Consider the following 21,206-nt stretch of genomic DNA (forward strand, 5'->3'; position numbering starts at 1 on the left):
TTATTAAACATCAGTAAGATAATCACCCATAAATCACATTTCACTAAAAAGTAAGACCTAGCAATTCTAAGAAACATCCTCATCTTTTACTGTGGCTAACGAACTGAGGTAACTCTATTTGGTGTATTTCAGCCCATTTGAAAACGTAACGAATCTGAGACGCACTATTTACACTTTTTAGGCGTGTATTCGTAGTTTATCACAACTTTTGAATGAAATAGCGTCGTTGAGATTCGTTACGTTTCTCACTTCTCCATAATCAGCAATATAAGGCGTGTGAGATTCGTTAAAAAATGGAATGGCTCTGTCGTCACACTACATAGCGCAGCAGTGAAAGTTAAAGACATTCCATCTAATCTATCTTCTCTACTTAGGCGAGGGGAAGCCTTTTGAGACAATCCCTTTTCATTCTAAAGCCGTGTCACCAGGTTGGCCTGATTGCGTTGTACCAATACCTACGGCCTAAGGGCCTACGAGCTTACAAGCTTACAAACCTACGAACTTACGAACTTACGAACTTACGAACTTACGAACTTACGAACTTACGAGCCTACGAGCCTACGACCGCATCCGGTACTCTTCAGCCTTCGCCTGCATCCCGGCGGCTACCGCCTCGTCTTCGGACAATTTCTGTTCCGCAGCAAAAGCGCGAATGTCCTGCGTAATGCGCATGCTACAGAACTTTGGCCCACACATGGAACAGAAGTGTGCTTCCTTGGCCCCTTCTGCGGGCAGCGTCTCATCATGGTAGGACAACGCACGTTCCGGGTCCAGCGACAGGTTGAACTGGTCCCGCCAGCGGAACTCGAAGCGGGCTTTCGACAGGGCGTCATCCCGGCGCTGAGCACGCGGATGGCCTTTCGCCAGATCGGCGGCATGAGCTGCGATCTTGTAGGCGATGACCCCTTCCCGCACATCATCCTTGTTGGGCAGGCCCAGATGTTCTTTTGGCGTCACATAACAGAGCATGGAGGTGCCGAACCAGCCAATCATGGCCGCCCCGATGGCGGACGTGATGTGATCGTAACCCGGGGCAATGTCAGTCGTTAGCGGCCCCAGCGTGTAGAACGGTGCCTCCTGGCAGATCTCCATCTGCAAGTCCACATTCTCCTTGATCTTGTGCATTGGCACATGTCCCGGCCCTTCAATCATCACCTGCACATCATGCTTCCACGCGATCTGCGTCAGTTCACCAAGGGTCGCGAGTTCCGCCATCTGAGCTTCGTCATTGGCATCATAGATGCTGCCTGGACGAAGTCCATCTCCCAGCGAGAACGCCACATCATACCTTTTCATAATCTCGCAGATTTCTTCAAAATGGGTGTACAAAAAGTTCTCCTGATGATGTGCTAGACACCATGCCGCCATAATGGACCCACCTCGTGAAACAATACCTGTCATTCGCTTGGCTGTCATCGGGATATAACGCAGCAGCACGCCTGCATGAATTGTAAAGTAATCCACACCCTGCTCTGCCTGCTCAATGAGCGTATCCCGGTACAACTCCCATGTCAGTGCTTCGGCTTCGCCATTCACCTTCTCCAGCGCCTGATACAACGGTACCGTTCCGATTGGCACCGGTGAATTGCGGATGATCCACTCCCGGGTGGTATGAATGTCTCTGCCCGTGGACAGATCCATCACCGTATCCGATCCCCAGCGCACGGCCCAGGTCATCTTCTCTACCTCTTCCTCGATGGAAGAAGATACAGCAGAGTTGCCAATGTTGGCATTTATCTTGACGTGAAAATGACGACCGATTAACATCGGTTCACTCTCGGGGTGGTTGATGTTGGAAGGGAGAATAGCCCGTCCGCTCGCCAGCTCCTGCCGTACAAATTCCGGTTCCACGCTCTCGCGAATGGCGGCGAACTCCATCTCTGGCGTGATCATTCCCTGCCTTGCATAGTGCATTTGAGTCACACAGCGGCCGGTCTGCCCACGTAGTGGTTTGCCACGCAAGCCTGGATACTCTTCCGCTCCGGCTCTCTTCCCTCCGGGCTTCAGTCCGTTATCCTCCGGTTTAACCGTGCGGCCCTGATACGCTTCCACTTCGCCTCGCTCGGTGATCCAGCGGGTACGCAGGGCCGGCAGACCGACCCGGATATCCGCATGGAATCCGGGATCGGTCATGGGGCCGCTCGTATCGTAGACACGCAGCGGCTCGTTATGCTCCACCCCTTGGGGAGTATTCGTGTCATGAAGGGCAATCTCACGTTCCGGTACAGCAATGTCCGGCCGTGAGCCCTGAATGTATACTTTGCGGCTGCCCGGAAAGGGCTGAATCCGTCCGGCCGCACCTGTTTTCTTTTCCACCGGCTGATTATTGTGTCCCTGTTCCATGGCTTGTTGTCCCGTTTGATTTCCTGTATTCATTTTCCTTGTCTCCTCCTCTTTAGTGGTTGCTTCGTTTGGTTGGCATCATCATTACCTAGCTGACGTACCTGTCCCCATTCATGCACAACGCTGAGAAGAAAAAGCGATCCTACACCAGACCTCAAAGACAACAACATTCATGTACATTGAACATCAATCGAAGTCAGCACAGATCATGGATCTCGGGTGAATACTCTCCTTCTCAAGCCTACTTTCGCAGGTTCATGAAAAAAAGTTCCTAGAGTGCGCGATCTATCGCCCGTTCATGTATACAAAAAAAGCCGGCTCCCGAAGGAACCGACTTATGTCCATCACCCAAAGTGTACCTTATGCGAACCGCCCCATAGGAGAGTCCAATAAACATTAGGTTACATCATGTGGTGTTCGTGGTCATCTCGCCGATTACTTCCCTACGCTGGTATGATCCAGATCAGGTGCAAAGGGTCCAGAATCTCATGCGATTCCGTCTCAGTCCGGACAATTCGGACTCCCCCAGTAACGTGAACAAGTTGCAGCCGTTAACAGCCGCAGTTCATATTAAATATAGCTGATTACATTTAGCTGGCCCCGTTGGGCCGTCCATTACAGAGTAGCGCAAGCAGAACATAAACACAACCTTTATATTCCAGAATGCTTACTCCTTCTGAAAATTAGATCTACGCTGATCTCAGGACAACATGAGCCCCATCTGTGTGGCCGCTTCCTTGAGCACAGGTGCGTATTCATGCAATGTTTCCTGCGAAAGTCGGCTGACAGGACCCGAAACCGAGAGTGCAGCTGCAATATTGCCTCTACGATCCATAATTGGCACTGATACCGCGGCAGCTCCCGGTTCACGTTCTTCATAACTCGTGGCATATCCGTTCTCCCGGATGTCTCCCATCTGTGCCAAATACACGACCGGATCAATAAATACGGGCCATTCCGGTCCGTTCATCAATTCTTCACGATCCTCCTCCGTGGCAAATGCCATCAGCACTTTGCTGGAGGCCCCCACAGACAGCGGAAGTCTGACTCCGACGGGAGCGACCCGGCGGATCGCCTGATCGCTTTGCACAGCTTGGATTCGAATCCGTTCACTGTCATCGCGCAGATACAGACTGACCGTCTCCCCCAACCGATCTCTTAGTCGCTCCATCGCAGGCAAGAGCAGAATGGCGGGATCATCACTGCGGGACATATGAGCGGACAGCTCCAGATCCGTATGCCTAAACGATACTTTTCTGTGGCCGCATCGCGAATCACGAACCCCCGATCCTCCAGCGTTGCCATCAGACGATGCACTGTACTTTTGTGAAGTCCAATCTGGCTGGCAATTTCGGTGAGTCCCAGATCACTGCGCGTGGTAAAACATAATAATATATCCAGCGCCCGTTCTACAGCCCGGACGGTTAACTTGCGGTCTTCCATGGCATGATGCCCTCCTCATGTTTCATCACATGAAACTTGGTTACATAAATTATATGAGAAACGGTCTCATCTGTAAACCAAAAAGAGCCAAAATTAGAATAGGGCAGGGCGTACATTTTTCCTTTTTATAAGACTAAATCCCCTGTAATTTACGTGTTAAGGTAATGATACCCATATATCTTAAGAACTATATAACAATTGCGTAACAAATGCCTCCAATCAATTGACTTTGACTATATTGGAACATACGATAAAGATATATTACATTAAGATATCGCTCTTAAAGCATGCTCTGAAATACACGCAATATTCTTTGCGGCTTGTTGTTATCTTCAACTGGACTTTATAAGGAGGGGCATTCATGTATCCAACTTCCCAGAGCGAAGCCCCGCTGCAAACCAAAGTGTCCGATCTGCCCTCTTCGCTATCACCGAGGCTGATTCGGTTCAAACATATCATCGTAGCGTTGCTGCTCTCCGTTGTATTTTTTCTATTGTTTTGTTTTATTGCATTGCATGGTTATATCGCATGGGTTTTGTCGAACCCAACCGTCGCCCCTGTCTTCTCCAATCCAATGCAAGCCAAGAACCTGAAGTATGAAGACATCACGTTCCCGGCAGCAGATGGCAGTCGAACGATGCAGGGCTGGTATATTCCTGCTGACAAAGACGCGGGCAAAACCATCATCTTCAGTCATGGCTATGGTGCCAACCGGGAAGAGACGTGGGTTCCCATGTATGATCTGGCTCATTACGCCCACCAACTTGGGTTTAACGTGGTCATGTTCGATTATGGCTTCGCCTCTCAGGTAAATAAAGCTGTAGCCACTGGCGGCAAAGCCGAGTCACAGCAATTGCTCGGAGCCATCCAGTTTGCCAAGCAGCGTGGTGCTCAGGAACTGGTGGTCTGGGGTTTCTCCATGGGTGCCGGAACAGCTCTGCAGACCGGGCTTCTGACCAAAGAAGTGGATGCCATGATTCTGGACAGTACGTTCCTGCTTGAGCCGGATACACTGTATCACAACATTCATAACCAGATCGATCTGCCACGTCAGCCTACACTGGAGATTATGAAGTTGTTGTTCCCTGTTCTGAATGGTACCGGACTACAACAGATCCCGTATCAGCAAGTGAAGAAGGAAGACTATCCGTTCCCGATCTTCTTCATCCATGGTACAGAGGACGAGAAAGCTCCATACCCCATTGCAGAGCAGCTCGCCGCCAATCAGACCAACCCGTACTCGGATGTATGGATTGTACAGGATGCGCACCATGAGCTGATCTTCCGGGAACACCCGAAAGAATATTTACGCCGGGTCTCTATCTTCCTGAGTCATGTGACGAAGACAAGCAGTGACGATGTGCAGAATACGAACAGCGAGCAATAGTTATCGCTAGGATTCGTTCATTCAAGAGCCCCTCTGGGGCTCTTTTTTGCATGCACATAGGACAACACACCCGCAGAATATACTCTTGAGACGCATGAAATGAGAGTTGAACATGTAACTTGTAGATTGCAGGTCCTTGTTGGTTTAACCGCATGACCTGTTTCGGCATTATAAAATTAATCTGATTGAATGGAGGTCCACCGGATATGAACTGGGATGGATATGGCCACCTGCTGACTCTACGGATGTTGGAGGAAATCCGCTTCTGGAAAGAGCAGGAGAAAGAGCATACCCTCGTCATTCGTGCACTGGTTCCTGACCTGGAGCCCTCATATGTCAAGTTACTGGAAGAATGGGAAGCCACCTTCGCAAACAGTGAGCGCATAGCGAATCAACTATTGAAGCAGCTATTGCCAGGAACCCATGCACCTGCCCCTACATCCTTCGTTGCATTGATCAGCTCGTGTCAGCAACACGCCAGCAATCGAGGGAGTTCATCAAACAGCTGTATGTCCTCTTGGAGCAAAGTGCCGCTGTGCAAGCTGTTCCACTTGCTCAACGGCTCATTCTGCATTTCATCCGCGAATCGGAGTATTTCCTGGGCGTGCTGGATACACTCAGTCAACCTGGCGTCATGCGAGACTCAACTATGGAACAGCTTTTTTCATTGGAGAACACACTACAAATAACCGGTTCAGGAAGTGTCAGCCGTGAGGCGACAGAATCCCCCTCCACAGGAACACCACAACCCGCACCCAGCGCCACAGCACCCCTAGTCAAAGAAAAGCCGGTTCCCATTGGTGGACACACCCTGCCACCCCTCCCCTATGCGTACAATGCGCTGGAGCCGCATATTGATGAACTGACGATGCGTATCCATCATGACAAGCACCACCAATCCTACGTGGACGGACTGAATATAGCCGAGAAGAAGCTGGCGGAATCGCGGAAAAAGAACAATTTTGAACTCGTCAAACACTGGGAACGCGAACTCGCCTTTAACGGGGCAGGCCACTACCTGCATACGATCTTCTGGACGATCATGAACCCTGCGGGCGGCGGCAAACCTACCGGTATGCTCGCTGAGCAGATCAAGCGGGATTTTGGCAGCTATGAAGCATTTAAGAATCAATTCACGGAAGCCGCGAACAAAGTGGAAGGCAGTGGCTGGGCCATGCTTGTCTGGAGCCCGAGAGCACATCGATTGGAGATCCTGCAGGCGGAGAAACATCAGAACCTATCCCAATCGGATATCGTGCCGCTCCTGCCACTTGATGTATGGGAGCACGCCTATTATCTCAAACATCAGAACGAGCGCAAGAAGTATATCGAAGACTGGTGGAATGTCGTCTATTGGCCCGCTGTAGCTGAACGGTACGAAACCGCACGTAAGCTGTTGTGGCCGCCTTACTGAGATTTGGAAGAGTTGCGCTTCTGCGGGTTAAAATAAAAAAAAGCAAATCTCCACATGCGAGATTTGCTTGTAATTTCGTTCAATGCATGACGTGTCGCTATTAAGAGGCACAGCCCTCGCACGCCACATAGTTATCGCCAACCTGTTTGCTAATGCTAATCAGATCGCCCAGTTTGATATCGGACTCATCCGTGAACTCCAGATCGGCAATACGTGCAACGATCAGTGCAGCAGCTTCTTCCTTGCTTGTTGCCATTTGGCTGAATTCAGACTTTTCGCCTGAAGATACAACCTCATATAAGTACGTATATCTTAACGTTTCCACTCTAACACTCTCCTTCCGAAATCACATCATATCATCTCTATTACCTAATTCCAAGCCCTAGTAAAAGAACTTAATCGTAGCGCAGCTTCATCTGCTCGGCATTCAGCCGTACTTCTCCAGAACCAATGCTAAGCACTCGATCCGTAGCCGCATGCGGGTAACGGTAACGCAACGTACGCACCAAAGACGCCGTATATGCCGCTGAGGAAGGCACACCTGCCAATTCTTGCAAACTTGCCATCGTTCCTGGCTGAACATCAGGATATCCTTCACTCGCCCCGTCTGCTGCATCCTGGTAGAATTGGCGCACATCCGCTGCCAGTTGATCTCCCTGACCCTCCACGATGATAAAAGCAGTAATAATGTAGGCCTTTGCCTGTCTGCGCTGGGCAATCCCGCAGAATTTCAGCCCACCTACACTGACATCATAATCTCCCGGACAAAATGCTCCGTGAACCTCACCTGTCTGTGCCCGACTTGACCACGGTGTTAGCGACTCGGCTATAATTGAAGCCATCTCACGGAAATCATCGTGGATGTTAATCGCATGTCCGGGATTAGGCAGGATCAGCGACACATTGACTACCCCGGATTCAGGGGAACCGCCGCACCTCCTGAAGGTCGCACACAGACCGCTGTCCCCTGGCTTCTAATCCGTTCCATCGCCTCTACAGCTTGTGGGAGCCTGCGGTCACGCAGACCCGCCACAAAGGCATCTGAATGTCGCCATATGTGCGCCACAGGCAGATGGCCTGCCCCAACTCGTCGGCACATCACCTCTTCCCACGCAAACGCTTCAAGTACGCTGCTGCCGGGTCGCATAAGTGGTGTCTCCCAGATCTGCAAGCGCAGAGACGAAAGATTCGCGAGGGGTACTTGCTCTCCACATGATCCGGGTTGATCTGAATGGGAAGATATACTCATATATCATAGCCTCCGACTGAAATACTTCGAAATGTGTCCACTGTTATCAATAAGAACGCCAAGTATAAATAAGCCGGTTCCCAGGGAACACGGCTTATTTATATCACATCCAATAGCTGTAACATGATCTGCAACTGTGCAAAATCAAAGGACGTGCATCATCCAGCTTGTCCAACAAGTGGACGCCTGATCTTAATCTTTCACCAAAGACAAGAATTCCGCTCGCTGCGCTGGATTCTCGCGGAAGGAACCACGTACAGCAGACGTTACCGTCTTGCTTCCCGGTTTCTTCACGCCGCGGGAACACATACACAAGTGCTCACCTTCCACCACCACCATAACTCCGTGCGGCTCTACAGCCTCAGTCAGAATATCGGCGATCTGTGAAGTAATGCGTTCTTGAACCTGGAGACGACGCGTTACTGCTTCGACCAGACGGGCCATTTTGCTCAAACCAACAATCTTGCCACTGGGTACATATCCAATGTGCACCTTGCCAAAGAACGGCGCCATGTGGTGCTCACATTGACTGTAGTAGACAATATCCTTGACGATGACCAGCTCTTCATGATTCTCGTTAAAAGTGACACCGAGTACATCTCGCGGGTCTACTTCGTATCCACCAAAAATTTCTTCGTACATCCGGGTTACGCGTGCAGGCGTTTCAAGCAGCCCTTCTCGCGTACTATCTTCTCCGATCAATTTCAGGATCTGTTCTACGTGATACTCGATCTTCTCCCGATTGTCGGATACTTTCGAATTCATATAATCTTTAACGCCAGCCACTGCCGAACGCCTCCTTTCGAACCACATGCTGTAAGAGGTTGTTCAAAAAGTCCGCTTTGGATTACGAAGGATGCCTGATGGCATTCGGTCTTTTTGAACACGCACTTTAAGCAGTTAATCTCTGCTATTATTTTCGGCGGCCCGAAGTTTTACGCGCAGGATGCTGTTGCGGCTGAGGTACTTTCCCACCAGGTTGCTGATTCTTCATCATCTGCTGGGCACGCTGCATCTGCTTGCCATTCAGGTTGTAACCCATTTGTTTCGCCATCTTCTGAAGCATGTCCGGATTACTTTGCATTTTCTCAAGCTGTTTACGCAAGTAGAACACCCCGATGAAAAATCCACCAACCAGACCAACAACCAATGTAATAATCGGTATTGCAATATCCATCTCTTAGACACCTCTGTATGCAATCTAAAAAGCCTGATAATCCGTGTCAAAACATGATGTTCAACGCACACGCTGCAAACATGACACAGACCGGATTTCCTGAAAGTATCATAGCATTTCCGCACGCCTTGAGCAAACGGATTTTCCAGCTTTCCACTAAATTGACATTCCACATATAACTGCCAGCTCTTTAGTTCCAATCTGCCAATATCTCTTGCATGCTAACTCATCACTGCTTCAATAAAAACGGTGGTATGCTGGGCCAGATCAATCTCAACCACATCCAGCGAGTAACGTGTACTGCCACGCGCCACCCTGATTACCGGTCTGCCGGGCAATCCCCGATGCTGGCGAACGATGACGCCCGTCTCTTTGGTCGACAAACGTACAGCTGTACCATTGGGATATACGGATACGCTTTTGTTGAACTCAATCAGAATATCCCGATCCAGCTTCGTACCAGACAGTGCCATCATCTCTTCGCAAGCTTCATGCGGCATCAGACTATCACCATTTAATCCGTTAATCAGATTATCATAGATGTTAGCTGCACTAACGATCCTCGCAAATAGATGGATATCACTACCCTTGATGCCTCTAGGCACGCCTGTTCCATCCACATGCTCATGATGTTGCAGTGCTGTATGGGCAACCAGCAGGCTGAACTCCCGCTTATTCTTAATGACTTCAAATCCACGCCATGTGTGATGCAACGATGTATTCGCAGCAGAGCCACTCCCGGGTGGTCCCCCCACTTTGCCAATATCATGTAACAATGCGCCCACAGCAAGATCTTTCAGTTGATTATAGTTAAGACCCATGTTCAGTCCGATGACCGAAGCCAACAAACATACATTCATCGCATGAACATACTGCGCGTTGTCTTTGGTTCGAATATCGGTCAGCTGTACAAGCAGTTCCCGCCCGTTCAGCACATCATTTAGCAACTTATCAATACTGAGGGCGACCTTCTTGGGACTCCAGTCCTTCCCGGAACGCACCGCCTCAAGCGTGACACTCATTTCATTAATGATTGCCCGTTTCGTGGTTTCATCCAGAATGTCTTCTGTATCCACATCTTTATACGCTTCATCCTGGATGTACAGCGTGGTTACTCCAATACGCTTCAGCGTATTGACCATATATACGGTGAGCTGGACTCCGGCAGACAGCAGTACCGTTCCATTACTGGAATATACCGTCTTGCCCAGAATCTCTCCCGCCTCCACGCTCTCCACGTTTACATACTTCATGAACGTCCCCCGCTCTTACGATTGCTGCTCCAATGCGAGCAATTGCTCCTTGGTTTGCAGCCCGCCCACATAACCCACCAGGGTGCCGTCTTTACCGTTTATACGGTGACAGGGAATAATAATCGGAATCGGATTCTTGCTAATGCCGTCCAGAACTGCACGTACAGCCTTGGGCCTGCCGATCTTTTCCGCTACCTCTTGGTGGGATAAGGCTTCTCCATAAGATATATCGGACAGAACTTGCCATACTTGTAGCTGGAATGCAGTTCCAAGTCGATCGAGCTGTACATCGAACGTTTTTCTCTCTCCTGCAAAATACTGCTGCAACTGCTTCGCAGCTTCGCCAAGCTTCTCTTCGTTCTTCTCATATCGATACTCACCAATCCAGGTACGAGCCCATTGTTGCAGATGAGCTTCGCGTACATGAAAGGCTCCAAAATCAATGTGACACAGTCCTTCATCGGTAGCGCATAGCGTAAGTGTACCGATTGGTGTCAGTAGCTCATCGTAGTATACGGGCTTGCCATGAAGCCCGGTAACAGCCGATGGCTTCCATGCTGCGGCCTCCGCTTTGGCGGGCTGTACAGACCGCTCACCACCCGGTTCAGTTGCAGCTTCCATTTGCAGATCCTGTTGTAAGGCCTGTAATGAATGGTGCTGATTGTTCTGTTTCTCTTGTTGTTTCTCTTGTTGTTCCTCTTGCTGCTTCACATTTACTTGCCCAGCCTGTGGCTGATCGGGTAAGGTCTCGGACGAACTCAGTCGCTCCTTGGCCTTCTGCAGCATGCTTAGTACGTTCCCATCTTGTTCGTTAGCAGCAGCTTCCCCAATTGCTCTCATTGCGTCTTCTCCTCCAATTCTGCTTAACGCCCAGGCTGCGGTTCCCCGCAGCTCAGGACGCGGATCACGCTTCAATACCTCGGTAAGCTTCGGTACTGCGCTCTTGTCTTTGAAATTGCCCAAGGCAATTACGGCATTACGTTGAATTGGCTTCTTGCCCCGCCAAGCGGCAGAACTCTGGCCGAATCGTTCCTTGAACTCCCGGTTGCCAATATCCAGCAGCGGTAGCAACAACGGCTTAACAATCTCCGGATCGGGATGAAATTCGGGATGGTGATCCCAGTTCTTGCCCCGATTCTTAGGACAGACGATCTGACATGTATCACAACCGTACAGACGATTTCCAATTTTCAGCATAAACTCTTCATCCACGAACCCTTTCGTCTGGGTCACAAAAGAAATACATCGCTGGGCATTCAATTGTCCCGGCCCCACCAATGCTCCTGTCGGACAGGCATCGATACACTTCGTACATTCACCACAGTCTTCAGTCACAGGCGTATCCGGTTGAAAAGGAATATTCGTCACCAATTCCCCGAGAAAGATCCATGATCCGAACTTGGGCGATATAATGGCACAGTTCTTCGCACTGAAACCAATCCCTGCTCGCTGAGAGACCGCACGGTCTACGAGTGCCCCTGTATCCACCATGCTCTCAATCATGGCTCCTGGAACTCGTTCGCGTATAAAATTCACCAGCTTGTCCATCGCTGCGCGCAGGACTTGATGATAATCCTGACCCCATGCGGAACGGGCAAAAATCCCCCGATAGGCCCCTGGCTCCGACTTCGGAGGGTTAACCATCTTGGATGGGTATGCCACAGCTATCGCTATAAGCGAAGCTGGTTCGGCATCCTTTAAAGCTGGATGTACCCTTTTCTCAATATCCGGCTCTTCAAAACCAGACGCATAGCCTTTATCCCGTGACTGCTCCAGCAGGGATTTTAATGAAACAAAAGGGTCTGCCGAAGCAAATCCGATATCATCAATGCCCAGTCCAGGGCCGGCCGCCTTAATCTCCTGTTTTAACTTCTCCCATACGGAGGCTCCGTGAGCTGCCCCGGTCTGTACGCTCGTCATTGCTATTTCCTCTCTTCTTCCAACACCTATTCCGTAAATAGTGAACGCCCGCCTCACTGAAGAGGACAGGCGCTAATGTCTATATATGCCTTGCTAACTTGAATTCATACGGTAGGAGTCTATATGGTTTAACGCAAAATGCAGTCTGAAGTTGTTCTCAATCCAACATTTTACAATTTCTTCAATTCCGTAAATGGCCAGAAAATAAATTCAGCCTTGCCCACAATTTCATCCGATGTGATACTGCCAAACACACGACTATCCTTACTTCTGCCTTCATGACGATTATCCCCCATCACGAAGAAATGATCCGGCTCGAGCGTAATCGGGCCAAAGTCCGGGTCTTGCACCTCAATATCGGTGTATGTTTCTGTTTGCTGCTCGCCGTTCACAACTAAATGGTGTTCCCTAACCTCAATCGTATCTCCCGGAAGTCCCACAATCCGTTTAACCAGGAAATCCTTCTTCTCCACGCCTTCACTTGGATCACGGAGTACAATCACATCGGATCGGGAAGGTGTACCCAGATGATACACAATTTTGTTGACGAACAGACGATCCCGCTCGACTAACGTCGGCTGCATGGACTGTCCTTTGACCATCGACAGATTGAATACAAACAGGTTTAGCAGCATCATGATCACAAAAGCAACCACAATCGTTTTGACCCAGTCCCACAGCTCTGCTACCCAGGATTTCCCCGGTTGATCGGGCTTTGTCGGTTCATTACGTTCCTCAGAAGTTACATGTTCCATTGAAGAGTTATTGAAATTCAAAGGGACACCTCGTTTATCAATTAGTTGAATTCAACTGTAAAATGGATGATCATACTCCCTTCCAGTCTACTTCATTTGAGAAAGTGAAACAATTGGTTATGAGCACCAACACCTTGGATAACGTGAATATATCGGTTAGGCGCAGTCATTAATCGAATTCGGAGACATCGAAGAGTGTTCAGAAGTTGCAAAAAAAGAGGAATAATACACGATTAACCCTCATATAAATAGAAAGGCACATCCCTCACGTTCTTACACGTTAAAGAGATATGCCTAATATGAAATGAAGATCTTTTTTTTATTTCTTTTTAAACATGCAAAACTAAGCTTTGGACAAAATACTAAGTTTCTGGAAAGCGCTCATAATCTGATTGGCACCGTAACCCATCGCTTCATACAGAGGCATGGCTACTTTGTTGTGCTCATCACCCGCCACCCATACTTGGCTGACTTTACGCTGCTGGAACCTTTGTTCCATGGCCTCGACAAGTGTTTTGCCGACTCCGCGGCGACGATAGTCTGGATGGACCGCAATACGGTAGATGCAACCCTGGTTGTGATCAATCGTACCGATCAAAGCGCCGACGAGGTCTCCCTCTTCTTCTGCGACCATGATCAGGTCAGAATCCCATGACAATTGACGGGCAAACGGGCCCATCGTGTTCTCATAACAATCTTCCGATAGCGCAACCTGGAGAAGCTCCGTCATCTGGCTTGCATCACTCAACTGAAAGGAACGAACGTGCATGTCTTAAATCTCCCTTTTCGTTAGCTTAGATGAGGTTTTTTACAAAAAGGAGTTCCTTTTTACCAAAAACCCAATGTTCATAAAATGACAAAAAACGAGAAAATACCGCTTCTTCGTTCATTAAACCATACTTTTCTCCATAAAACACGCATTTTCTTTTGAAAGCGCTTAATTGTAATCGTTTACATCATATTGCTTTAATTCTAATCCATTCTTTCTATTGAAATCACATAAAAATATTCATAATGGGTAAAATATGTTTGTTAGCTCCAGCCAATCATTAGATTAACGCCTTGGGGGACTTAATAAACAAAAATGTTGCTTAATTAGCCCGAATGCGGTTTAATATTAGTGACAAGGGTATGAATACATATGTACCTGTTAAAAAAACTCAAATTCTCAGGAGGTATTTCATTATGGCTTTTCAATTACCGGCACTTCCTTACGCTAACGACGCATTGGAACCACATATCGATGCACAAACGATGGAGATCCACCACGATCGCCACCACAATACTTATGTAACGAACCTGAACGCAGCTCTGGAAAGTGCTCCTGAACTGCAAGAAAAAAGCCTGGAAGATCTGATTGCTAACCTTGACAGCGTACCTGAAGGCATCCGCACAGCGGTTCGCAACAATGGTGGCGGACATGCTAACCACAGCTTGTTCTGGGAAATCATCGGACCTAACGGCGGCGGCGCTCCTACAGGCGATATCGCAGCAGCAATCGATAGCGAACTGGGCGGCTATGACAAATTCAAAGAAGATTTCGCTAAAGCAGCTACAACTCGTTTTGGTTCCGGCTGGGCTTGGCTCGTAGTTGGCAAAGACGGCAAATTGTCCATCACTAGCACACCTAACCAAGACAGCCCTCTCTTCGAAGGTCTGACTCCGGTTCTGGGTCTGGATGTATGGGAGCACGCTTACTACCTGAACTACCAAAACAAACGTCCTGACTACATCGCCGCTTTCTGGAATGTAATCAACTGGGATGAAGTGAACAAACGTTACGCTTCTGCAAAATAAGACGGTTAACATAAAAAAGAGCCTGGATTGGTCACGATGACCGATTCAGGCTCTTTTTGCTCTTCAGAGATTAACCTAAAAGACGGTTCACCGATGAAGGTATGATTAGCGCTGTATAACTGTATAAAGGGTACAACGTATATTACCGTCTAACAACTGTCACTGTAACTATACCTACCCGAATTGATGAACATACAATAGCCGGAGTTGTGAAGCATGCAAGGATACCTGTGGGTAGTCGCAAAAATCATATATCAGTCCGGCCCCAAAGTAGGCTCGCTGCAAACAGGTATGTCTCACGCGAGCTTGTTCACATTTTGAATAGAGAATGGCTAACGAACCGAGGCGACGCTATTGCTTCAAATTCCGTAGTCTGGAAAATGTAACGAATCTCAGACACGCTATTACGCCAACCAATGGACTTCTCCACTGCTTTTTTGCCATTTTTGCTTAAATAACGCTCCTCAAGTTCGTTAAAAAATAGGTTTCATGTTTATCCGCGTTATAAGACCTGTAGGATTCGTTAGCGCCTAGACACCATTTTTTCAGAACTGTTCAGATCCGTTCAGAACCCAATAGGGTCAGTTCAAATATAGTTCAATACAATGTTTCAATCGCTCACTTGATCATATGTGCCAGCAAAATAACTGCTGATCAGCTTCAGGAAGATGTTGGGGAATGCCATCTTGTCCATATCTTCCGGACCGATCCAGCGATAGGTGAGGCCATCGCCTTTGCCTGTCAGAGCTTCCTGCGCCGCATTAGCGGTAATGGGTGCTGACAGGAGCTCGCTATGTTCGCTGAGCGAGCCTGACAGGTTAGCCGCCTGGGTCATGCCTAACGCTGGTGCATATGCCTTGGCAGATCCAGGTTCAGATGTCAGCGCAGACTCGGATGCGGCATTCGCTTTGCCATAGTCAGCATAGTCAGCGGATTCAGATGCGAGTTCAGCAGACGCTGAGTCTGAGCTTGCAGACGCCTGTGCGTCGTAGGCGGCTCTCGCTTCCGCAGCGATCAGCGGAAGCTCACGTCTCTGGTCCTGCTCGGTACACTTGTACACCTGCAGGCTCCAGACAATATGGCTGAACACATGCTCCGCATGGGTAGCCAGCCCTTCCGGGCGGGCAGCGAAGCCTTCCGCCCACAGACTGCCGGCCAGCAATGCCATGGCCGGCTCATCCGCTAGCGGCGCCGCCTTCTTGCCAACTGCGGGGGGCGTCGCCAGCACATGCGGCAGCTCCCACATGCGGGCGAGTAGCCCGCTCTCGGGGCGCTGGCGCACAAGCACACGGCCGCGATGAACACCGCGGCCCTCCACAATCGCGACCAGCCGCTGCTCAGGGCGTGGCGGCTTCGCTTTGGTCTTAACCGGCAGGGTAAGCTCTCTTCCGGCGATGCGGCCGGAACATTGCTCCATGACCGGGCAAGTCAGGCAGTGCGGCGCTTTGGGCGTGCACACCAGCGCACCAAGCTCCATTAGCGCCTGATTGAAATCACGCGCCCGCCCCTCTGGAATGAGCTCTCCCGCTAGCTCTTCCATCAACACCCGGGTGCTGCCCTTCATAATGTCCTCATCGATGAGGAAGTATCGGGACAGGACCCGCATGACATTGCCATCCACCGCAGGCTGCGGCTGATTGAAGGCAATGCTGAGAATGGCCCCGGCTGTGTAGGGGCCAACTCCTTTTAAGGCAAAGACAGACGGCTTGTCCTGTGGCATCTCGCCTCCGTGCAGCTCCATCACTTGTCTGGCAGCCGCCTGGAGATTACGTGCTCGGGAGTAATAACCGAGCCCCTCCCAATTTTTCAGTACATCCTCTTCGGGTGCTTCCGCCAGCGCCTGCACAGTCGGGAAATTCCCGATAAACCGATTGAAATACGGAATCACCGTATCTACTCGTGTCTGCTGAAGCATAATTTCCGATACCCATGTAAAATACGGATTGTTGTGGCGACGCCACGGCAAATCCCGTCGGTTGATCATATACCAGTCCAGCAGATTAACACTGAAATGTCGTTTCTGTTCCTGTAAACCCATATGTCCTTCCTTTCCTGTATCCACGTTACTCCCTGTTGAATTCACGTCAGCTCTGCTCACTGCAATTTCATGCCTGGCTATTTCTCCAGCTGCTCCACAATAGCAAAGGCTGCCGCCAGTTCTGTCTGATGCGTAATGCTCAAGTGAATCTCATATTGCTTATCATAGGGCAGTTGCAGGCGTTCCCAGGCTTGACTGGATAGTGAGGCCACCGGACGTCCTGTCTCATCAGGCAGCACTTCAATATCCGTGAAGCCCATAATACCGCCAATCCCGCAGCCAAATGCCTTGGACACCGCTTCTTTCGCAGCAAATCGACCGGATAGAAACTCCGTCATTCTCTTCCCTCGATGAACAGCAATTTCTCGCTCTGCTGGCGTTAGAATTCGATTCATCAAAGCTTCCGCATGGCGACCGGACAACAGCTTGCGCATCCGCCCAATCTCCAGCACATCGTTGCCAATACCATATATCATCAACGCTTCACCCGCTTAATCTTTAATACTGTAAAAGATCTCCATTCAATCACATGATCCGTAACTCTCCGAACACGTATTCTATTGTAGCAGGAGGGGCGCATAGAAGCGAGTACCTCCTATCCGCACTACCATTTATGCTAAACTATGAATCAGGAATGCGATAAAACTTTTGGGAGGTATACCATAATGCCCACAGCTTTTGAATTGCCCACTGACGTAGATGCTGTCATCCGTGGGGAACTGTTCCCTGCACCACAGCCTGCTCAACGTGTCATTATTCTGGTTCATGGATACAAAGGCCTGTCCTGATATTCCATGGCAACAGATTCCTGGGGGAAACCACACTTTTAATACCGTACATCCATTTAAAAGTACTACTCCACAGCTGGAACAAGTCATCACTCACACGGTGCAACAGATTGAAGCCTGGAACAACTAATCCGTCTTTACCTTCGGCAGTCTCATGGATTTTTTCAATAAACGAATTTTTACTCTGAACAACAAAAAGAGTCCCTGCCTGAGCAGCGACTCTTTTAAGCATTCCGCTAATCGTAACGGAATGTTCTTGCTGGTGTTTACCAGCCTATATTGATCATGCACATCCAGTCGTATTAGATACCCGGAATCGCATTGCGTTTGTGATGGGTACGCTTGTAGAACGCTTCAAGGCGCTCTTGTGCAGCCGGATCAATTGATTTGCCTTCGAGATAGTCGCTGTTCGCTTCATACGAAATGCCCAGCTCATCCTCGTCCGTCTGGCCTTCCCATAGCCCTGCAGATGGTGCCTTGTCCAGAATCGCTTGTGGCACGTTCAGATAGGCTGCCAGCTGGCGCACCTGACGTTTGTTCAGCGTACTCAATGGTGTGATATCGACAGCGCCATCACCCCATTTGGTATAGAAGCCCGTGATAGCTTCGGAGGCGTGATCCGTACCTACAACCAGCAGGTTTTCTTCAAAGGAAAGCGCATATTGCATCACCATACGTGTTCTCGCTTTTACATTGCCTTTGCCTTGGTGCGTCATATGACGTGGGCTACCCAAGGATTTGAACCCTTGCTCCACTTCCAGTGCAATCTCGTTAACTGCATCTTCAATATTTGTTTCCACAACATGCTTCAGATCGTATGCTTTCGCTACAGCATAGCTGTGTTCGATATCCGCTTGTTCTCCATAAGGTTGGAACACACCCAGTGTTTTGTACTCCTGGTTGTTCTCTTGTGTGAGCTCGTCCGTCGCTTTTTTGCAAAGCGCCACAGCCACTGCACTGTCAATTCCGCCGCTGATCGCGATCAGCAAGCCTTTAGCACCCGCATTTTTCACATATGTCTTGAGAAAATCAACACGTTTGCTTACTTCCTCTGCTTCATTAATGCTTGGTTTAACCTTCAATTCAGCGATGATCTGTTGTTGCAAACTCATCGTTCACACACCCCGTTTCTAAATTACTTGAAATTTGATGTCCATCTTGAAAGGTCCGAATGGTTCAATAACCTGTTCTGTCCAAAATGAAACGCCCCGGCATCGGTCATCCGAAGGGCGGGGCGTTCCTATGAAGCAGATTAACGGCAGTAACGTTCAAATGCACTTTTGAGATCAGCCGAAATTTCCTCTGCAGAACGGTCTTCCACTTGATGACGCTCGATAAAGTGAACGAGTTCTCCGTCTTTCATCAAAGCGATCGACGGTGAAGACGGCGGATACGGTGCAAAGAATTCACGTGCTTTCGCCGTTGCTTCCTTGTCCTGACCAGCAAATACAGTGTACAAATGATCCGGTGTAATATCATTCTGGAGTGCCTCAGCAACCCCTGGACGACATTGACCTGCTGCACAGCCGCAAACAGAATTGATAACAACCAGTGCTGTTCCTTTAGCATCCGGCAAACTTGCTTCTACTTCTTCAGGCGTACGCAATTCCTGGATACCCAGACGAGTTAAATCATCCCGCATCGGTTGAACCATATCTTTCATGTATTGATCAAATGACATCGACATTCCGTTTCACTCCTTATAAATGGTTGTTCTATGATCTCGGTAGAGTTAAAGGCAATAGCTATCCAAAACAACGTTACACTCATATCGAATATTATGGATGTAATGATGTGCTATTCCTATTATACATCCCTAAGCAATGAAAGCAAGATTCAGAAAACGCCTGCGGAACGGCTTCTTCCATAATATTATGTCTCGCTGGCTGGCAAAATATGCTGAACTTCTAACGTTGAAATGCCACTTTGAAGGTGGTCCCTTGGCCTTCCTCCGATTCCACGCTAATGGATCCATTATGTCGTTCCACAATGCTTAAACACATAGACAATCCGAGTCCGGTTCCCTTGGCTTTGGTTGTATAAAAAGGTTCAAACAGCTTCTCCTTCTTCACTCTGGGTATGCCAGAGCCTGTATCACGTACACACAGTTCCACCTTGTCATCTACCATACGTGTCTCCAGAGTAAGCACACCCTTCTCATTCATAGCTTCCATCCCGTTCCGGGCCAGGTTTAACACCACCTGTTTGATTTCCTTTGAATTGAGATGAAGCTTGGGCACGTTATGATCCAACATGAGTTCAATGCTCTGACCACGCAGGTTGGCATCTGCCCATAACAATGGACTAAGTTCATGGATGATATCATGCAGCTGGGATTCCTCTTTCTCAGCAATACGATTCTGAGCCAGAGATAGAAAATCATTAATGATACTGTTGGCCCGGTCCAACTCTTCCAGCACGATTCGATAATAGTGATCCAGGGATTCTGGACTCTTTTCCTGCATGAGTTGAAGAAAGCCTCTGACTACCGCCATCGGATTGCGCACCTCATGGGTAATGCTTGCAGCCATCTGTCCAACGAGACTGAGACGATCCACATTATCCAGTTCGTTTCGTAACATCTCAAGCTCGGTAATATCCTGAATAATCAGCATGGCTCCTGTAACTTCTCTTGCAGGTTCTGTTGAAAAGGCATAGATCGGCACGGTTCGGGACTGAAATACGTGAGCACCGTAACGAACGGTCAATCCATTAACCTCACCATGAATGACGGCTCTGCGAATGCTGTTATCCATCTTGTCTGCCTGGCCCGATTCAACAAATTGACTGGCAGGCTGTCCAATAAGATCAGGCGTTGTGGTACAGGGTAACTGTTCTCTCGCTGTCTGCTTCAACATCTCATTGACGAACATGACTGTGCCTTCCTTATCAACGGTAGCAATAGAGAGCGGAACTGCGTTCAGGATCTGATGAAGTTTTTCCGTTTCGGTTATGTATCGGTGGTGAACTTCAGAGAGATGCTGCTCCAGCCCCCGATAGTGCTGCATCCGTTCCAGCCATAGCAGACTCAGACTACCAGCAACAATGGCACCAGCGGTATATCCCAGTGTTGTAAGTACAATGTAGGTTACGGAGAATGTAACGTCATTATGTATGGACAAGATCCATAGCAGACTGGCTACAACCAGTTCAGCTGCAATCAGGGTGATCAGGATCGCCATTTGGCGCGAAGGTGTATTATGCTTGAATCGTTTGGCAGACAACCATACAATAGGATAGAGAAGAATGCCCGTATGAAGGAGTAATCCGTACGGATCATAGGAATGCGCAAATATAAAATAGAAGAGAACCTGGAGAAAGGAAAGCGTCAAGCCTATTCCAGGCCTGCAGTATAGTATGACAAGCGTAAGAGGTACAATACTCAGGGAGATCGGGACGGACAACGGACTCGTATGTTGGGCAAAAAACATACAAAGAAGCATACTTGCAACACTAGTTGCAGCAAGACTGGCCTGCGCCATTCCAGTACGTTCCATCTTGGCTACAGCCTGTCTGGTGAGCCCCAGATGGAATAAGGGAATAAGGAATACCACAGAACCTGCCAGCAGCATTTGTATAAGAATGTCTTTCAACGAAACCACAATGCCATCTCCCTCCTCGCCTGCACATTCCCTCATGTAT

The 21,206-nt window shown here is 49.0% G+C and carries 16 protein-coding genes, 3 pseudogenes and 1 riboswitch; of the genes and pseudogenes, 4 read left to right on the top strand and 15 right to left on the bottom strand.

The genetic code is table 11. The features are described 5' to 3' along the window. Window positions 1-558 precede the first annotated feature (558 nt). Together thiC and C0Q44_RS02005 are read right to left on the bottom strand one after the other, a co-directional pair. Window positions 559-2,343 carry a phosphomethylpyrimidine synthase ThiC gene (thiC, locus tag C0Q44_RS02000; RefSeq protein WP_258166268.1) on the bottom strand — a complete coding sequence of 595 codons (1,785 nt, stop codon included), beginning with the start codon at window positions 2,341-2,343 and terminating at the stop codon, window positions 559-561. A 423-nt stretch (window positions 2,344-2,766) separates the two neighbouring features. Further along, window positions 2,767-2,880, bottom strand: a riboswitch (TPP riboswitch). Between the two features lie 163 nt (window positions 2,881-3,043). Beyond that, a pseudogene (locus tag C0Q44_RS02005) lies at window positions 3,044-3,786 on the bottom strand (IclR family transcriptional regulator). 361 nt (window positions 3,787-4,147) lie between these two features. On the opposite strand from C0Q44_RS02005, the gene C0Q44_RS02010 reads away from it, so the two are divergent. Further along, complete coding sequence (locus C0Q44_RS02010; RefSeq protein ID WP_105405834.1) at window positions 4,148-5,173, top strand: alpha/beta hydrolase; 1,026 nt, start codon at window positions 4,148-4,150, stop codon at window positions 5,171-5,173. 206 nt (window positions 5,174-5,379) lie between these two features. Beyond that, window positions 5,380-6,587: pseudogene (locus C0Q44_RS02015) on the top strand (Fe-Mn family superoxide dismutase). Between the two features lie 100 nt (window positions 6,588-6,687). Here C0Q44_RS02015 and C0Q44_RS02020 read toward each other — a convergent pair. The 8 genes and pseudogenes from C0Q44_RS02020 to C0Q44_RS02055 all read right to left on the bottom strand — a co-directional run bounded on the left by C0Q44_RS02020 (window position 6,688) and on the right by C0Q44_RS02055 (window position 13,710). Beyond that, window positions 6,688-6,912 carry a hypothetical protein gene (locus C0Q44_RS02020; RefSeq protein WP_105405835.1) on the bottom strand — a complete coding sequence of 75 codons (225 nt, stop codon included), beginning with the start codon at window positions 6,910-6,912 and terminating at the stop codon, window positions 6,688-6,690. Window positions 6,913-6,982: 70 nt separating this feature from the next. Next, a pseudogene (locus C0Q44_RS02025) lies at window positions 6,983-7,836 on the bottom strand (lipoate--protein ligase family protein). A 192-nt stretch (window positions 7,837-8,028) separates the two neighbouring features. Next, window positions 8,029-8,622, bottom strand: a complete 594-nt coding sequence (folE, locus tag C0Q44_RS02030) for a GTP cyclohydrolase I FolE (protein WP_105405836.1) — start codon at window positions 8,620-8,622, stop codon at window positions 8,029-8,031. 127 nt (window positions 8,623-8,749) lie between these two features. Then, a complete protein-coding gene (locus C0Q44_RS02035) occupies window positions 8,750-9,013 on the bottom strand; it encodes a YneF family protein (RefSeq protein ID WP_105405837.1) in 264 nt (87 codons plus the stop codon). A gap of 221 nt (window positions 9,014-9,234) precedes the next feature. Then, window positions 9,235-10,266, bottom strand: a complete 1,032-nt coding sequence (locus C0Q44_RS02040; RefSeq protein WP_105405838.1) for an HD-GYP domain-containing protein — start codon at window positions 10,264-10,266, stop codon at window positions 9,235-9,237. Window positions 10,267-10,281: 15 nt separating this feature from the next. Next, on the bottom strand, window positions 10,282-12,186 hold the full coding sequence (gene queG / locus C0Q44_RS02045; RefSeq protein WP_105405839.1) for a tRNA epoxyqueuosine(34) reductase QueG: 1,905 nt from the start codon (window positions 12,184-12,186) through the stop codon (window positions 10,282-10,284). Between the two features lie 170 nt (window positions 12,187-12,356). Further along, the gene (gene lepB / locus C0Q44_RS02050) at window positions 12,357-12,941 is read right to left on the bottom strand and encodes a signal peptidase I (RefSeq protein ID WP_105407574.1); all 585 of its coding nucleotides are present in this window, start codon (window positions 12,939-12,941) and stop codon (window positions 12,357-12,359) included. Between the two features lie 343 nt (window positions 12,942-13,284). Further along, window positions 13,285-13,710, bottom strand: coding sequence for a GNAT family N-acetyltransferase (locus tag C0Q44_RS02055; RefSeq protein WP_105405840.1), 426 nt, complete (start codon window positions 13,708-13,710; stop codon window positions 13,285-13,287). A gap of 416 nt (window positions 13,711-14,126) precedes the next feature. Here C0Q44_RS02055 and C0Q44_RS02060 point away from each other — a divergent pair, with 416 nt between their 5' ends. After that, the gene (locus tag C0Q44_RS02060) at window positions 14,127-14,738 is read left to right on the top strand and encodes a superoxide dismutase (protein ID WP_105405841.1); all 612 of its coding nucleotides are present in this window, start codon (window positions 14,127-14,129) and stop codon (window positions 14,736-14,738) included. Window positions 14,739-15,348: 610 nt separating this feature from the next. Here the strand turns inward: C0Q44_RS02060 and mutY are convergent. Together mutY and acpS are read right to left on the bottom strand one after the other, a co-directional pair. Next, window positions 15,349-16,776 (bottom strand): A/G-specific adenine glycosylase, encoded by a 1,428-nt coding sequence (mutY, locus tag C0Q44_RS02065; RefSeq protein ID WP_105405842.1) that lies wholly within the window; start codon window positions 16,774-16,776, stop codon window positions 15,349-15,351. A 77-nt stretch (window positions 16,777-16,853) separates the two neighbouring features. Then, window positions 16,854-17,252 (bottom strand): holo-ACP synthase, encoded by a 399-nt coding sequence (gene acpS, locus C0Q44_RS02070; RefSeq protein ID WP_105405843.1) that lies wholly within the window; start codon window positions 17,250-17,252, stop codon window positions 16,854-16,856. A 189-nt stretch (window positions 17,253-17,441) separates the two neighbouring features. Between acpS and C0Q44_RS30615 the strand changes: the two genes are divergently transcribed. Continuing rightward, a complete protein-coding gene (locus C0Q44_RS30615; protein ID WP_258166125.1) occupies window positions 17,442-17,564 on the top strand; it encodes a hypothetical protein in 123 nt (40 codons plus the stop codon). 302 nt (window positions 17,565-17,866) lie between these two features. On the opposite strand, the gene nadE is transcribed toward C0Q44_RS30615, so the two are convergent. The 3 genes from nadE to C0Q44_RS02090 all read right to left on the bottom strand — a co-directional run bounded on the left by nadE (window position 17,867) and on the right by C0Q44_RS02090 (window position 21,166). Further along, window positions 17,867-18,676 carry an ammonia-dependent NAD(+) synthetase gene (gene nadE, locus C0Q44_RS02080; RefSeq protein WP_105405844.1) on the bottom strand — a complete coding sequence of 270 codons (810 nt, stop codon included), beginning with the start codon at window positions 18,674-18,676 and terminating at the stop codon, window positions 17,867-17,869. 140 nt (window positions 18,677-18,816) lie between these two features. Further along, a complete protein-coding gene (locus C0Q44_RS02085) occupies window positions 18,817-19,251 on the bottom strand; it encodes a BrxA/BrxB family bacilliredoxin (protein WP_105405845.1) in 435 nt (144 codons plus the stop codon). A 220-nt stretch (window positions 19,252-19,471) separates the two neighbouring features. Then, entirely contained in the window at window positions 19,472-21,166 is a 1,695-nt protein-coding gene (locus C0Q44_RS02090) for a two-component system sensor histidine kinase NtrB (RefSeq protein WP_181150818.1), read from the bottom strand. Between the last annotated feature and the right edge of the window lie 40 nt (window positions 21,167-21,206).

It is taken from the genome of Paenibacillus sp. PCH8 (genome assembly GCF_002968835.1).
GTDB lineage: Bacteria > Bacillota > Bacilli > Paenibacillales > Paenibacillaceae > Paenibacillus.